Origin of the sequence: Agrobacterium larrymoorei, from assembly GCF_013322225.1 — a bacterium.
GTDB classification, from domain to species: Bacteria; Pseudomonadota; Alphaproteobacteria; order Rhizobiales; family Rhizobiaceae; genus Agrobacterium; species Agrobacterium larrymoorei_A.
In genome coordinates this window covers 56,617-70,121 of the sequence record NZ_JAAMFB010000028.1, presented here as the reverse complement: position 1 = coordinate 70,121, position 13,505 = coordinate 56,617, and the positions used below count along the sequence as shown (strand labels likewise).

Below are 13,505 nucleotides of genomic sequence, written 5' to 3'. Positions count from 1 at the left end.
AAAGCCAATCCCTTGACCAAAACCCAATCATAAAACCATAGTCAGAGGTGGCTCACTTCTCGGTGGAAAAACCGGCTCAGTTCCGCATGGAAACCAACAGGAAGACGCCTACGAGGGTGATCCCCACCAGACAATTCTTCTCCGGCAGAGCGATCTGACCCCTGACAAGCCCGGCACCGACATCAGTTTTCTTGGGGATGCCTGGTCGCCGTCGAAGGAGCCGGAGAAGTCCTGGCAGGCTTCCATTCGTGTCGGCGATGTCTCGAAAGAGGTAGAAGTCTGCGGGCCGCGCTTCTGGCAGCCTGTGATCAAGGAGAAGTGGGCAGGTTTTTCCGCCAAGGAGCCAAAGCGGGTTGTCAGTGATTGGACGTTGACCGATCCCGAGCCAATCCGTCAGGTCTCCGTCTGCTGGACAAACGCTTATGGTGGCATCATCCAAGGCCCGGGCGATGCCGAAGCCGAAACTCCTGCCGATGTCGAACGCCGCAACCCGCTGGGCTGCGGTATCGTCACTCTCGATATGCCGGCAGACACACCACCTGTTCGCGCACCACAAATCACGTCTGTTGGTGAAAAGCTGGATTGGAGAGAAACGCCCGAGCCACAAGGCCTCGGCCTCGTATCGCCCTGGTGGCGATCCCGTCAGCAATATACAGGCACCTATGACGATGCCTGGGTCGAGGAGCGGCATCCGCTTTTGCCAAGGGATTTCGACAACAGGTTCTGGCAGGCCGCCCATCCTGATTTGATCTCACGCTCTCATTTGCAAGGTGATGAAAACTACGAACTCCACAACCTGCATCCACAGCATCCCGTCGCCAAAGGTCGACTTCCGGGATTAACGCTCGGGGTCAATTGCCAAAGGGCGGATCGTGATGAGTGGTACGTTCTAAAGCTCGACGGTGTTCAGTTCGATTGGCGCAAAGATGGGCGAGTTCTCCTAACCTGGCGTGCGAGGTTTCCTCTCGCCAACGCGGGCGAAACGACGCTGACGCTAACCCGCGTACGCCTGAAGGCTCCAGAACCCGAAAACCTCCATGCTGAAAAGGAAACGGCATGAGTATTCCACGGGACAATTACATCGGCGATCCGGACTACCCCGCGCCATGGACGACGAAGACGCCGCGCGAGGGCTTGAGAGATATTGATGAAGCGCGGATCGTTTCCCTTGCACCGGATGTGTGCCTGACACCGGTTGGCTCTTCGGTCGTACCAATCCCATACCCCGTTGTAGACTTCTGCGGTCACAACAAGAACTACACACCATCCGTCCGCTTCACACGCAAGAAGGCGATGGTCATGCGCTCGTGCACCACGCATGTGCATGGTGACAAGCCCGGTGTCCGAAAAGGTGTGAAATCCGGCACGGTGGAGAGTATCTGCGAACCGATAGAACATGCGGATCAGGTCCGCGCAGAAGGCTCGCATGTTATCCGGCACCTCGATCGTTTCTACATGAACAACCGTAACACTCAGGGCGAAGCGATATTCGTTCGAGGGACCCGGACGTATGATCCGCCCAAGAACGATGATCCAGTGCCGGGTTCCGTTAGGTCAGTAGGCAATGCTGGAAACGAAGTAATGAGCGATGCCTCTCCTGAACCCTTGATCATGGGTGCTCAGTACGCACAAGCATTGCCAAACCAGACGCAATCTCCACGCCCGTCTCCCCACCCCACCCAGCCGAGACCGCAACCTATCAATCCTGGTCCTGCGGCAAACGACAATGTTTATAAGCGTACCGGAACATTTGCACGTCCTCTGCCATCAGGTGGAGCCAGAGTGCTTGGTTTACTTGGTCTCGCAACCGCAGGTCATCAACTCGGCGAGATGGCAGGTCGGTGGTACGTCGGCGAAGACGGCGTGATGGCCCGTGCGATTGGCGACCACCTACGTAATCAAGTACCGCTAACTTCTCCAGAAGCGGGAGAAATTGCAGGACTACCGTGGCACGTGCGGGAGTGGTTCTCGGGCAACGCCGGCGTCTTGAACGCAAACGATCTATTATCTTTGAAAGCGGGCGTGCCCCTCGATTTCCGAACGATGAACCCGGACGATTTGGCCGACCTCTTAGAAGCCCCATGGCCCAACGCGGAAATGTTGCGCAGGAATGCCCAGCGCGTTGGAACACAACGTGCTCCAGCAGCCCTCCCCGTGCCCGAGAATGTCCGCATCGAACAAGAGCGGGAGAAAAAACGGTGTCGGGTCGATACATACAAGAAGATGGAGCCGATCTGTAAAACAATGGGCATGCAGGCCCATCACATCGTACCCGATTGGACGTTGCGGTATGGTACACGACAAGAAGCGAAAGTCGGGCTGAAACGAATCAAAGACATGCCTGGTTATTGGGATGGTCAGAGCATTTGCGTTGTTGGGCAGGCGCGCAGCGCGGGAACCGAACACAATACAGCGCACTTCGCTGATGCTGCTATCGAAAGGCTCGGTCAGACTTCCAGCCCGCCACACACAGCTATACTTGACGACGTCAAGGATGCCTCAATAGATGCTATGGTGTCGCTGAGGCCGGATTGTGCGCAACAGATTATTTCAGCCGTTAACGCTGAGTTCGCGGGACGAAACCCGAACCAGCTGCTACGTGCAAAACAGTATCCACCTTTACCCCCGGACACATTACGAGCACTAAGCACGGGTGCAATCAGAGGCGCGAATGCAAGGCCCTAGAAGCGAGACCGACATGATGGAATTCACACGTGCTTGTGCGCGATCGTCCGAAGTGATTGTAATCGGTGCTGCACTCGTTGACTCGGACGTCTATCATCCTGAGACTCGCCTTTTCCGCTACGAGCACGACGGTAAGTCTGGCGAGCAATGGTACTTCGACGACTTTGACTTCCACTTGCAGGATATAACACTTTTCCAAAATCCAGAGATTGATTCGACCTCTGATTATCTCACGTATCTTTCTTCCGAGGGCGACGTTTTCCATGGCTGGTGGAAAGGAAACTTCCGCGAGAAAATTGAAGGTGCTGGAACTTGGGTAGAGGACGCGCAAGGGCGTGGCCGAATGTTGGCAATCTCCCAAATCGGCGAGACGCTGTATGCCTGCGGTCAAGGAGGGCAAATCTATCGCAGAGTGGAACGAGGCAATTGGTCTCTGCTGACGGACGCGTTGCTTTTCGACATGGATGCCTATCTTCAAAAGAAGGAAAGCAGGCCACTTACGACCGACCCTGGATACCTTGACTGGCTCCGGAACTTCAAAAAACAGTCGCCTAAAAACATATCACTCTACGATATTAAAGGCCTTTCAGAAAACGCGATTTATCTATGCGGTAGTGAGGATACAAAGCCTGTACTGTACTACTGGGATGGCATGTCGCTTCATGAGCAAAAAGTATATCTTGAGGAGACCGCCCTGACTGGCATCCTTATAGAGCATGAGGATAGCGTCTGGGTTTGTGGCCGCGAGGGAGTGCTGTTGCACGGAAGTTTTGCTAGAGGATTTACTCCGGTCAATCTTCGAAAGCAGCTTAATCTATTTCATATGATCACGACCTATCGCGGAAAACTTATATTGCCTTCCAGTGTTAGGCCCGGCGGGCTCTTTGAGGTCGACCCTGGCACATCCGAACTACGACGCTTTTCTCCCGCATTGCCAAAGCTTCGCGGCGACTCCATTTTTTATGCAAAATCCGTGAGCGATGTTCTTTGGGTAGTGGGCCAGAAGGACATATTCCGTTTCGATGGAAAGGAATGGGAACGTATCGAACATCCTGACTTCTGAATGGTTGTCGTAAGATGGACGACGAAGATTTTGAAGAGCTGTACGGCAAATGGGAACCCAAACTCTACCAGGCCACCATGGCACAAACCAACCGCCACTTTGCTGCGCTGGTAGGCGGACCGTGTTGGGACGATCCGTACACAATTATTCTCATGCGCGACACTGTCGAACACACATTCTCGCGGTCAGATGTTCGCAGGGAGTTGCGCGATATCCGTGTGGTACCGTCGTCGAAAGACGATGAACGGCCCTCCTATGTCACGATCAGCCTGCAGGGCGACATTTACCTTGTCGGTCCAGCCGGTTCACAGCATTTTATCATCCCTGGAACTCAAACAGAATCCGATATCGCGCCAGACGTCGATTTTCGTTCGATTCTTCCTTACTATGATCGTTGGCTGGTGGCCGGCAGCGGGAACTTCTTGAAGCTCGGAAAGGACGCTAGCTGGGAGGACGTGTCGCCGTCGGTTAAAACTGAATACCCTTACTCCGAGACTGAATGGGCCATTCTCGGAGAGAACGTTAAAGGTGAAATCTTTATCGTTGCGATCCAAAGACCGAACCAAAGGTACTTCAACCTTTACCCGGGTCACCCCCTATATCGAAGTGACATGCCGGAAGACGAACGCTTCGAACTGAAAAAGAAATTGAGAGCTGAAAAGGGTACTCACCCGGTTCTAACCGCGCTTTACACGGGAGCACCCGGCAATTGGAAACGACAAGAGTTGCCTGAACGGATTGCCAAGACCTCACCACCATACGCGTGGTTAGCTGGCGTCAATTCTGACAACCGAGGCTATGATTATCTAGTGGGCTCCGACGGACTGGTCATGATCGGAACACCTGATAGCGGTTTCTCGGAGATATCATCTTTGCCTGATCGCGAGAAGCATTATTCCGACGCGACCTATCTCAATGGTGAATTGGTTCTCATTGCTGACTCGGATTGTTTCGCTTTGATGGACATTTAGCGAAAACCTTTACACCGAAGGTAAAGCTCCAGCTTGGGAGCAAACGGGTTCAGCCATCAGCAGTTTTTGCCCGGGAAGACAGACTTCACGTGTTTGATTACGGAAACCGCATCTTTTCTCGCGTTGAGGGAGAATGGAGAGAGTATGCGATTCCAAACGAGTTGCTCGAGCGTCCTTTCAAATCCGAAAAGCCGTAGATTGGCGGAAGCGTGTGCGCTGTTGCTGATCAAGGATATCACCGACAACAAGCGCGATGGCGGCGCGGATAAACCAATCGTGAGAGCCAAATGAATGCGCTGGGAAACCTCCGTCTAACTGCAGCAACAGCACTGTCCAAAAAGAAATTCTGCGTTGCGTTCAGTGAAGCGGAATATGACGACATGTATTCGATTATTCTGGTTTACGAAGGCGAGTTTGAGGAGCCTTGGACAAGGTTCGACATCCCGCGCATCATTGATAGCGTAACCGGCTGGATCGACAAGGAGGGAAAACCCGTTGTCTTCGTAAAAGGCGACGAGGGAGACGTCTACGATCTCTCGGCTGGGACGGCTCCTCAACATAGTAAGATCGAGGGAACGGGCGTTTACAGCGAGGATGCGGCTGGGCTTGGCTACACGAACCGCATCTTCTCGATTGGCGGCACGTTGCTGGTGACCGGACATAATTCCCAGCTATACATCCGGGAAGACGATCAATGGAACTGGTTCAACCGGGAAAAGCTGCCACTACCCCAGGAGGAGTTTGACCATCTCGTGTTCGGCGCGGTCGCGGGTTTGTCCCTCGATAACCTCTACATGACGGTCACTTGCATACCCAAGCCAGCGGGAAGGAAATTGACCGAGGAAGAGGAAGAACGGGCGGCGGAACTCTTCGACCTCGGACGCCCGGATGAAGCGCTCGCCATCCATCATGCTGCGGAAGGCGAAACGAAGGTTATGGAGGGGCGGCTCTACCACTGGAACGGCGCGGACTGGAAATTGGTAGCTACGCCGCGAGATGGACAGCACTACCGCCAGCCAGCGGTGCTTTCCGACGTTTTCGTGGAGGCTCCCGAGAAGGTATGGGCGGTCGGCGAAAACGGTGTGATCCTGGAGGGGAATGCAAAGCGTGGGTTCCGGGACGTGTCCTTCAAGTGAGACGATGAAGACCTGAGGTCCATAACACGCTTTGGTGACAGGATGATCCTTGCATCGGATTACGCATTACATTCCTTTGACGGGCATATCATGTCGCCGCTCAAACCGACACTCGATCCGACCATCAACAAGAACGTACCCAACCCGCTCAAAGTGCAAACCGTTGACGATACTCTTTACTATTTTGACAGGAAGCACGGCGTTCAGACATATGACGGAGCCGAGTGGACTGCCATCACGATTCCAGCCGGCATACTCAAGCGATAATACCGCGTGTCCGGACACAGTCACGCGCTCGTCCTGCTGGAGTGACATTGCCGTTTACGCTTGACGACCTTGGGCAGATATCGCCGTCACGCGGATTGGTTTGGTAAACGACCTTCGCAACCGAAAAAATCGGTCGTCCGTGTTGACTTGCGTATGTTTGTTCACTAAATGTTCCCGCATGCAAAATCAGACCCGCCTCATACGAATACGCTGATCCGCGAAGAGGCGGTCGACGCCAGCGCAGCCTCCTCGTTTCAGATCGATCAACATGTGGTCGCAAGGATCAATGGTCTCCCTGCCAGCGGTTTTCTCGACAATTTCGAAACCTATGTGGCTGTCGATCTTTGCCGTCATTTCGGTCGCTTCCAGAAGACGCACCGGATCGCATACGACCGTTGCGACTTGGCGTCGCATTCCGACGTCGAGTGCGGGTTTGGTTCCGCCTCGGCCGGACGCGATCTGATTGAGAAGATTATTTGCCAGGCGGTCGAACAATCAAAACCGATGGTCTATGAAATGGCTTCCTTTTTCGGGCCGTTGCGAGATTGGCTGCTGCGCAATCACAAGAAGCCTGAATTCTCCCTCGTAACCGAGATTTTTCAGGACATCGCAGAGCGAAATCTTCCGTTGGGTCCTGATGACGCCTTTGTACTGCCCACCCGAAAACGCCATCTGCATTCGATCAGATCGGCAAGCCTTGAATATGGCATGATGGAAGACCGTATCCAGGACCTGCTTCTGGAAGCCAATCTCATTGCACCCTCACAACTGACGAGCGCCCAGATTTACTTCGATGCAAGTCGGGGCCATGAGGTATTGTCCGATGCGCTGGACACGATGACCAGCGTTGAAATCCGGACGGCCCTCGGCATCACGGATGACCGCATGCGAGCAATTCTCGATGCCGGACTTCTGCGCCGCGTGGAGCAACCAAAGGACGGAGCACGCGTGTTTTCGCGTGTCCAACGGTCCGAATTCGAAGCATTTAAGAAGGCGCTTTTCGGGCGTTCACTAAACGGTTCGAATACGGACGGCCTGGTGCGACTGGACAAAGCAGCGCAAAGATGTGGTTGCCAAACCGAGGCCATCCTCAAATTGGGCCTGGAAGGTTCTTTGAAAAGCCTCCATTTCAAAGACGGTCGGGCGACGCTCTCGAACCTGTTTGTGGATTGGGAGGAAGCCAGAGCCTGGTTGAGCCAATCTATTCCTGAAGTGGCAACACTGAAAGGCAACGATAGTCATAGACACCTCAATGTCCGAGATACTGAACGCCGGATCGGTACGGCGAGAGGCACGATTGGCGAACTGCTTCGCCTCGGTTATTTAAACACTGAGACCCGGATCAATATTGCCACGCGGCGTGAGCAGCAATACATCCTCGCTGATTCCGTGGATGCCTTTATCGCCGAACATGTTTGTCTCGCTCTTCTGTCAGATCGTGCTGGCGTATTTCCCGGTGTCCTTCGTCAAAAGCTCGAGGCCGAGGGAGTGCGACCCATTTATGAACCGACCGGTAGAAACTCAAGATTTTACCGACGACCGGACGTAGCGCACTGGCAATAACGCGGATTGCCCTCGTCAATCTTCCGTAATGCAGTTTGAAAGGCCCGCCTCGGCGGGCCTTTTTATTGCCTGCGGTTCCGCCACTTCAGTTTCGGGACACACCTATCGGAGCATTTCGCCCCGACCTTTTCGACATGACATAAAATTCACCAATTAATTCAATAACACTTCTCGACGTAGCGACAAACCTACGGAGCGCAATCATTTCCGCACCGTGAGCGGGTTATCAAACCCTCATCCCGCTGCCGGATAAGGCTTGATTACCCTTTGAATATAAAGCACATCGTTTAGTTGACAGCCAGTCCGCTGCACCGGCTTGGCGCGGCTATTGTTGCCAGCTGTTGTCCGACGAACGGCTAGGCCATTGGATTAGAAATCCAGTGGCATCACCGACTGAATTCCGTCAAGCCAACAGAAACCCGATTGCTAGCGCCCGAAGGTCACAAATTGAGGTTACATAACCGGATAATAGGCAAACCCCCATAAAGCCATGTCCGCTTCGCGTTCACGCTGACGCTCATCGCTTCCATCATCTTCCGTGCTGATTTTATCCCGCTCAGAAGCTGTAGATCGTTCAGCAACTTTATTCGGACGACGAAGGGCATGAAAAATATCAAAGGAAAACAGATTGAATCCGATTGGCATGTCATGTTTCTCCTTATCCAAAATTGGGAATGACAGTTTCGCCGCAGGAGAGATTGATGTCAATTTAGTCTACTAAATAACTATTCTATTTTTCAGAGCCATCCCGCAAATGCTTTCGCTTTGCACCGTCTTTGCCGAAATGGCTGCGATAGCGGTTCGAACTTTCTGCCCGCTACGAAGAACTCAGTGTCGCTTCCTTTCTAGCCGCTTGGTCGACATTCACCAGGGCTTGGTGACTTGAAGGAACTTCTTCAAGGCTGTACTCAAACAGTTGCCGCGACATCCGTCTTTATGAGTGAATGAATGCCAAAATCCCGACGACCCAGATTGCGCGATGTGGGCTTCGTGACCAGCCACTTCCCAACGGGAGCCCTGAACGCGATCACCGACGTTAAGGGCGTCAAGATAGGTCATTTCACGGTCGTGGAAGGTGACAGCATCCGAACTGGGGCGACCGCAATTTTACCGCATGACGGAAACCTGTTTCACGACAAAGTGCCGGCGGCACTTTCCATCTATAATGGCTTTGGCAAATTTATCGGTGCAACCCAGATCGAGGAATTGGGCGAGATCGAAACACCCATTGTACTCACCAATACGCTTGGGACCGGAAGAGCTATAGAGGCAATCAATCAATATACGCTGTCACAGCCAGGGAATGAGAGCGTCGTTTCCATCAATGCCGTCGTTGGAGAGACGAACGACTCGAAACTGAACGATATCCGCGCGGGTAGACCGACAACAGAAGAAATCAAGGCCGCTCTGAATGATGCGCAGGCAGGTTTCGTTGCGGAGGGATGTGTCGGCGCAGGCACGGGCACCGTAGCGTTCGGCATGAAAGGCGGCATCGGCACGAGTTCGAGAATAGTACGCATCGCAAAACAGGATTATGTTCTGGGCATACTCGTGCAAACCAACTATGGCGGCAAACTGTTAGTTGCCGGAAAGCCGTTCGACAATCCGCTCTTTCACGACAAGGACGGCTCGATCATTATCATCGTCGCAACGGACGCGCCTCTATCTTCTCGCAACCTGAAACGACTGGGAGCGCGTGCGTTTGGCGGTTTGGCCCGCACCGGCGCAGCACTGAGCAACGGCTCCGGAGATTACGCGCTTGCCTTCTCGACCGCAGAAGAAGTGCGCCGAACACCTGAGAGACGCAAAAAACTTCACGCTTACGCCGAAATCTCCAACGACATGATTTCGCCCCTGTTCGAAGCTGCGATAGAAGCAACGGAAGAGGCGATTCTCAACTCCCTTTGCGCTGCAACCGACACCACAGGTTTCGATGCGGCGAAAAGAAAGGTCTGGAGCGTTCCTTCCATTTCTATCGAAGCGTTGACAGCCTTTTTCAAGACCTGAAATCCAGAGGAATATCATGCCAAGCAGCACCGCCCGTATCGTCTATGTCAATGGCGCATTTCTGCCTGAAGCCGAGGCGAGCATCTCCATTTTCGATCGCGGCTTCCTGTTCGGTGACGGCATTTATGAAGTCACCTCCGTTCTCGATGGCAAGCTCATCGACAGCGATCTTCACATGGCGCGTTTGGAGCGGAGCGTCGGTGAAATCGGCATCCGTTTGCCGGTGACGACGCAGGAAATCGTGGAGGCCGAGCGCCGCTTGATCATCGACAATAATCTGATTGAGGGCATGATCTATTTGCAGGTCACGCGTGGCGCAGAAGATCGCAACTTCCTGTTCGATGCCGATCTGAAGCCCACACTCGTCATGTTTACGCAGGCAAAGAAGCTGCTGGGTGGAGCAATCGAAACGTCGGGCATCGCGGTGAAGTCCGTTCCCGATCAGCGCTGGGAACGCCGCGACATCAAATCCGTTTGCCTGCTGCCGCAGGTATTGGCAAAGCGCATCGCAAAAGAGCATGGCTGCGATGAGGCCTGGATGATCGAAGACGGCTACGTTACCGAAGGCGCGTCTTCTACGGCCTACATCATCACCAAGGACGACAAACTCGTCACACGCGCAAACAGCAACAAGACGCTGCCAGGCTGCACACGCCAGGCGGCACTTCAACTGGTGAACGAGGCGGGGCTGACGCTGGAAGAACGAGCATTCACGCTTCAGGAAGCACTGGGCGCCAAGGAAGCAGCGTTGTCGAGCGCCTCGAATTTCGTGGTTTCCGTGACAAAGATCGACGAGAAGCCCGTCGGCGATGGCAAGCCCGGTCCGCTAGTCAGCCGTTTGCGTGAACTTTACATCGAACACGCGAAGCGCACGGCGATTTGAAATTGCCGACCTAGTCTCAACGAGACAGCTAGAGTGAGATCAAGCCTTTGATCAATAAAGCTCTTCGGCGCGCAGTCCCGCGTCTCCTGGATGCCGGGTGGAGCCCGGCATGAAGGAAGGCGGGTTTTTCAGACCCGCCTGTACTCGATCATCCGGGCACGGCTGGAGACGAGTTCGACGTGGTTTTCTGAAAGCGTGTTCAGGCAGGTGCGCTTGGTCCACGGACCATCGTGGAGCGTGAATAAAAATCGTCCATTGCCGAGTGACGTCAACGGCATGATTTGTCGAAGCGGACCTACGCCCATGGTCAGCGCACCATTCGATACCTCGAATTCAGCGCCATCGTTAGAGCGCCAGCAACCTTCGAGCGCCGAAGGCACGGGTTCCTGACCGACAGGAAAGAAGCATCGGGCTGCGTGACCGGCTTCCCCCACCAAAACTTCTCCTTCCTGCCGCAAACGCATGGGTGACGATGCGGAGCGGGAGGAAACCCGGCCGTCACCGTCTTCGTAAAGCGTATCTTCCGCATCAAGGAAAATGCATGTGCTGCCTTTGATCTCCAGCCACCAAGGCCCGGTTTTCGTAATATAGAGGCCATCTGGCAGGCGTGATGATGGGTGCGGCAAAGGCTGCCCCGTCAATGCGGCCATGCTCTCAAGCGATATCTTGAAACCGCTCGTGTCTTCACGATTTGAAACAACCACGAAGCCTGTGCCGTATTCAGGGTCGAGCAAAAAGTAGGATTTGTAGCCGGGATGCGACCCACCGTGTCCCACAAAACGCCGCTCGCCAAGATGGGACCAGCGAAGGCCAAGCCCGTATTCACTCGACCGGCCATCTGCGAGTGAACGGAAAGCCGACATTTTCTCCAGAGCACCTTCGAAGCCGTGGTCGCCCCTCAACAGGCATCGCAACCACGAAACGAGGGCCTCCGCGCTACCTGCAAGACTGCCCGATGCGGAGATATGCAGACCAGCAGAAGAGAGCTGCCAGCCGGATTTCCCTTTCCAGTATCCCGGCACGAGACCTTTAACGGGATCGTTCCAGACATCCGGGGCCGTCAGAAAAACGCCGAGGGGAGCCGCGAGGCTTTGCTGAACGAAGTCGTCGAACCGTAGCCCTTTTCGCTCCAGCGCAGCCTCCACAAGACGGTAGCCGGTATTGGAGTAGGACACCTCGCTGCCTGCGGCAAAATTCAGGCGGGTCTGTCTGGAAATATAATCAAGCAGTTGTGCGGCCTTGGTCTCGGTATAGACTGAAAGACCCAGCAAAGAGAGACACTCACGAACATCCGGCAATCCACCGCTCATGTCCAGCGCCTGTCCGACAGTCACATCTCGAAGCGGGGACTGCAACTCGGGTAAATGCTGCCCGAGCGTATCTTCCAGCGACAGCAGATGATCGTTTGCAAGAACCATGGCGCAGAAAACGTGCTTCGTGACCGAGGCGTAACGCACCACGCTGTGAGGCGTAAACGGGGCAAACGTGGAGAGACTTTCGACACCGCCGGAATGCGAAAAACGAATGCCGGAACGGTCGAACCCGACCACTGCACCACCGGGCTCATCGACTTTCCAGAGTGACGCAAAACGCTCGGCGGTTGCGGAGGCGGCGCTCCAATCCAGTTCTTCCTGCATGTCTTTCTCGCTCAAAACGGTCTTAGACCTGTACGTCCAGTGCATTTGCACCTATCTGCAGAGTAGGGCAACGCCTTTGCATGAAATGACTGAAAGCGATTTTTATGACTGATCATACCTTGGTGCCAGTATTCGATGGCCATAATGACGTGCTGCTTCGCCTGAAACTTTCGGGCCATTCAAATCCGGAAAAGCAGTTCCTTCAAGGCGAAGCGGTCGGTCACATAGATCTGCCCAAGGCCCGCAAGGGCGGCCTGGTGGGTGGACTTTGCGCGATCTACGTTCCCTCCCCGCGTGGGACAGATGCCAACGGCGATTTTCTTGCTCCAACCCAGCAGTCAGCGCTTTCTGCAACGCTTGGTATGGCACGGCTGCTTTTCAACATCGAAGCGGCGTCGGAAGGCAATGTTCAGGTTTGCCGTAGCGCTGCCGACATCCGTGGAGCCATGGCTAAAGGTGCTTTTGCCTCTGTTTTCCACATCGAGGGTGTAGAGGCCATCGATCCTGATCTCGATGCGCTTTACGTTCTGCACCAGGCGGGGCTCCGTACGCTCGGTCCAGTTTGGAGTAGACCCAATATATTTGCCTATGGCGTTCCCTTCCGCTTTCCTTCGACGCCGGATATCGGCCCCGGCCTGAAGGATGCCGGCAAACGTCTGGTCAAGGCTTGCAACGAACTGAAGATCATGGTCGATCTTTCACACATGAACGAGCAGGGCTTCTGGGATATCGCAGAGATTACGGATGCGCCGCTGGTTGCGTCCCATTCCAATGCCCATGCGCTTTGCAATCACAGCCGCAACCTGACCGACCGGCAACTGGACGCCATTCGTGACACCGGTGGACTTGTCGGCATTAATTTCGGCGTTCTTTTCCTGCGGCAGGACGGCATCAAGAACCCTGATACGGACTTGCATGAACTGGTGCGCCACGTGGACTACATCGTCAATCGCATCGGCATCGACCACGTTGCTATGGGCTCGGACTTCGATGGCACAACCATTCCAGCCTCAATGAAAGATGCTTCCGATTTGCCACGTCTGGTCGACGCACTGAAAGCAGCAGGTTACGATCAGTCTTCGCTGGAAAAGATTTGCCATGGGAACTGGCTACGCGTGCTGGAAAAAACCTGGGGCGGTTAAGACGGCACTTCCAGCCGATCCCCTCTCCGGCAATATTAATTATTGGATAGTTGCTTTCCATGCGACAAAGGATCAGAACCCTTTGCCGTATCTGGCTGTTACTGCGCGTCGCCTAATAAATACAGGAACGAAAGGAAGTTCTTCGTATTTT

At 54.2% G+C, this 13,505-nt stretch carries 12 protein-coding genes; 10 read left to right on the top strand and 2 right to left on the bottom strand.

Annotated features, from left to right (window positions below; genetic code table 11):
- Window positions 1-37: 37 nt before the first annotated feature.
- The 7 genes from G6L28_RS18225 (at window position 38) to G6L28_RS18200 (ending at window position 7,685) form a co-directional block, all read left to right on the top strand.
- Complete coding sequence (locus G6L28_RS18225) at window positions 38-1,060, top strand: DUF2169 domain-containing protein (RefSeq protein WP_174065248.1); 1,023 nt, start codon at window positions 38-40, stop codon at window positions 1,058-1,060.
- Entirely contained in the window at window positions 1,057-2,685 is a 1,629-nt protein-coding gene (locus G6L28_RS18220; protein WP_174065244.1) for a DUF4150 domain-containing protein, read from the top strand. Before G6L28_RS18225 ends, G6L28_RS18220 begins: the two co-directional genes overlap by 4 nt.
- Before the next feature lie 13 nt (window positions 2,686-2,698).
- Window positions 2,699-3,748, top strand: coding sequence for a hypothetical protein (locus G6L28_RS18215; protein ID WP_174065243.1), 1,050 nt, complete (start codon window positions 2,699-2,701; stop codon window positions 3,746-3,748).
- Window positions 3,749-3,762: 14 nt separating this feature from the next.
- Window positions 3,763-4,719 carry a hypothetical protein gene (locus tag G6L28_RS18210; protein WP_234902633.1) on the top strand — a complete coding sequence of 319 codons (957 nt, stop codon included), beginning with the start codon at window positions 3,763-3,765 and terminating at the stop codon, window positions 4,717-4,719.
- A 287-nt stretch (window positions 4,720-5,006) separates the two neighbouring features.
- Window positions 5,007-5,855 (top strand): hypothetical protein, encoded by an 849-nt coding sequence (locus tag G6L28_RS22735; RefSeq protein ID WP_202033724.1) that lies wholly within the window; start codon window positions 5,007-5,009, stop codon window positions 5,853-5,855.
- A gap of 42 nt (window positions 5,856-5,897) precedes the next feature.
- Entirely contained in the window at window positions 5,898-6,122 is a 225-nt protein-coding gene (locus G6L28_RS22730) for a hypothetical protein (protein WP_202033723.1), read from the top strand.
- A 168-nt stretch (window positions 6,123-6,290) separates the two neighbouring features.
- A complete protein-coding gene (locus tag G6L28_RS18200) occupies window positions 6,291-7,685 on the top strand; it encodes a hypothetical protein (RefSeq protein WP_174065242.1) in 1,395 nt (464 codons plus the stop codon).
- Window positions 7,686-8,138: 453 nt separating this feature from the next.
- Here the strand turns inward: G6L28_RS18200 and G6L28_RS18195 are convergent, their stop codons facing one another.
- Window positions 8,139-8,330 (bottom strand): hypothetical protein, encoded by a 192-nt coding sequence (locus tag G6L28_RS18195; protein ID WP_174065241.1) that lies wholly within the window; start codon window positions 8,328-8,330, stop codon window positions 8,139-8,141.
- Between the two features lie 303 nt (window positions 8,331-8,633).
- Between G6L28_RS18195 and G6L28_RS18190 the strand changes: the two genes are divergently transcribed.
- Both G6L28_RS18190 and G6L28_RS18185 read left to right on the top strand, forming a co-directional pair.
- Complete coding sequence (locus G6L28_RS18190) at window positions 8,634-9,692, top strand: P1 family peptidase (protein WP_174065240.1); 1,059 nt, start codon at window positions 8,634-8,636, stop codon at window positions 9,690-9,692.
- Window positions 9,693-9,708: 16 nt separating this feature from the next.
- Window positions 9,709-10,575 carry a D-amino-acid transaminase gene (locus G6L28_RS18185; RefSeq protein WP_174065239.1) on the top strand — a complete coding sequence of 289 codons (867 nt, stop codon included), beginning with the start codon at window positions 9,709-9,711 and terminating at the stop codon, window positions 10,573-10,575.
- Between the two features lie 128 nt (window positions 10,576-10,703).
- On the opposite strand, the gene G6L28_RS18180 is transcribed toward G6L28_RS18185, so the two are convergent.
- Window positions 10,704-12,212: a serine hydrolase domain-containing protein gene (locus tag G6L28_RS18180; RefSeq protein WP_174065238.1), complete on the bottom strand. Its 1,509-nt coding sequence runs from the start codon at window positions 12,210-12,212 to the stop codon at window positions 10,704-10,706.
- Window positions 12,213-12,316: 104 nt separating this feature from the next.
- Between G6L28_RS18180 and G6L28_RS18175 the strand changes: the two genes are divergently transcribed.
- The gene (locus G6L28_RS18175; protein WP_174065237.1) at window positions 12,317-13,354 is read left to right on the top strand and encodes a dipeptidase; all 1,038 of its coding nucleotides are present in this window, start codon (window positions 12,317-12,319) and stop codon (window positions 13,352-13,354) included.
- Window positions 13,355-13,505 lie beyond the last annotated feature (151 nt).

Excerpts from the sequence above, each read along its gene's own strand:
- G6L28_RS18220 (WP_174065244.1), top strand. The coding sequence starts at position 1,057 with ATGAGTATTCCACGGGACAATTACATCGGCGATCCGGACTACCCCGCG.
- G6L28_RS18215 (WP_174065243.1), top strand. The coding sequence starts at position 2,699 with ATGATGGAATTCACACGTGCTTGTGCGCGATCGTCCGAAGTGATTGTA.
- G6L28_RS18210 (WP_234902633.1), top strand. The coding sequence starts at position 3,763 with ATGGACGACGAAGATTTTGAAGAGCTGTACGGCAAATGGGAACCCAAA.
- G6L28_RS22735 (WP_202033724.1), top strand. The coding sequence starts at position 5,007 with ATGAATGCGCTGGGAAACCTCCGTCTAACTGCAGCAACAGCACTGTCC.
- G6L28_RS22730 (WP_202033723.1), top strand. The coding sequence starts at position 5,898 with ATGATCCTTGCATCGGATTACGCATTACATTCCTTTGACGGGCATATC.
- G6L28_RS18200 (WP_174065242.1), top strand. The coding sequence starts at position 6,291 with ATGTTCCCGCATGCAAAATCAGACCCGCCTCATACGAATACGCTGATC.
- G6L28_RS18195 (WP_174065241.1), bottom strand. The coding sequence starts at position 8,330 with ATGCCAATCGGATTCAATCTGTTTTCCTTTGATATTTTTCATGCCCTT.
- G6L28_RS18190 (WP_174065240.1), top strand. The coding sequence starts at position 8,634 with ATGCCAAAATCCCGACGACCCAGATTGCGCGATGTGGGCTTCGTGACC.
- G6L28_RS18185 (WP_174065239.1), top strand. The coding sequence starts at position 9,709 with ATGCCAAGCAGCACCGCCCGTATCGTCTATGTCAATGGCGCATTTCTG.
- G6L28_RS18180 (WP_174065238.1), bottom strand. The coding sequence starts at position 12,212 with ATGCAGGAAGAACTGGATTGGAGCGCCGCCTCCGCAACCGCCGAGCGT.
- G6L28_RS18175 (WP_174065237.1), top strand. The coding sequence starts at position 12,317 with ATGACTGATCATACCTTGGTGCCAGTATTCGATGGCCATAATGACGTG.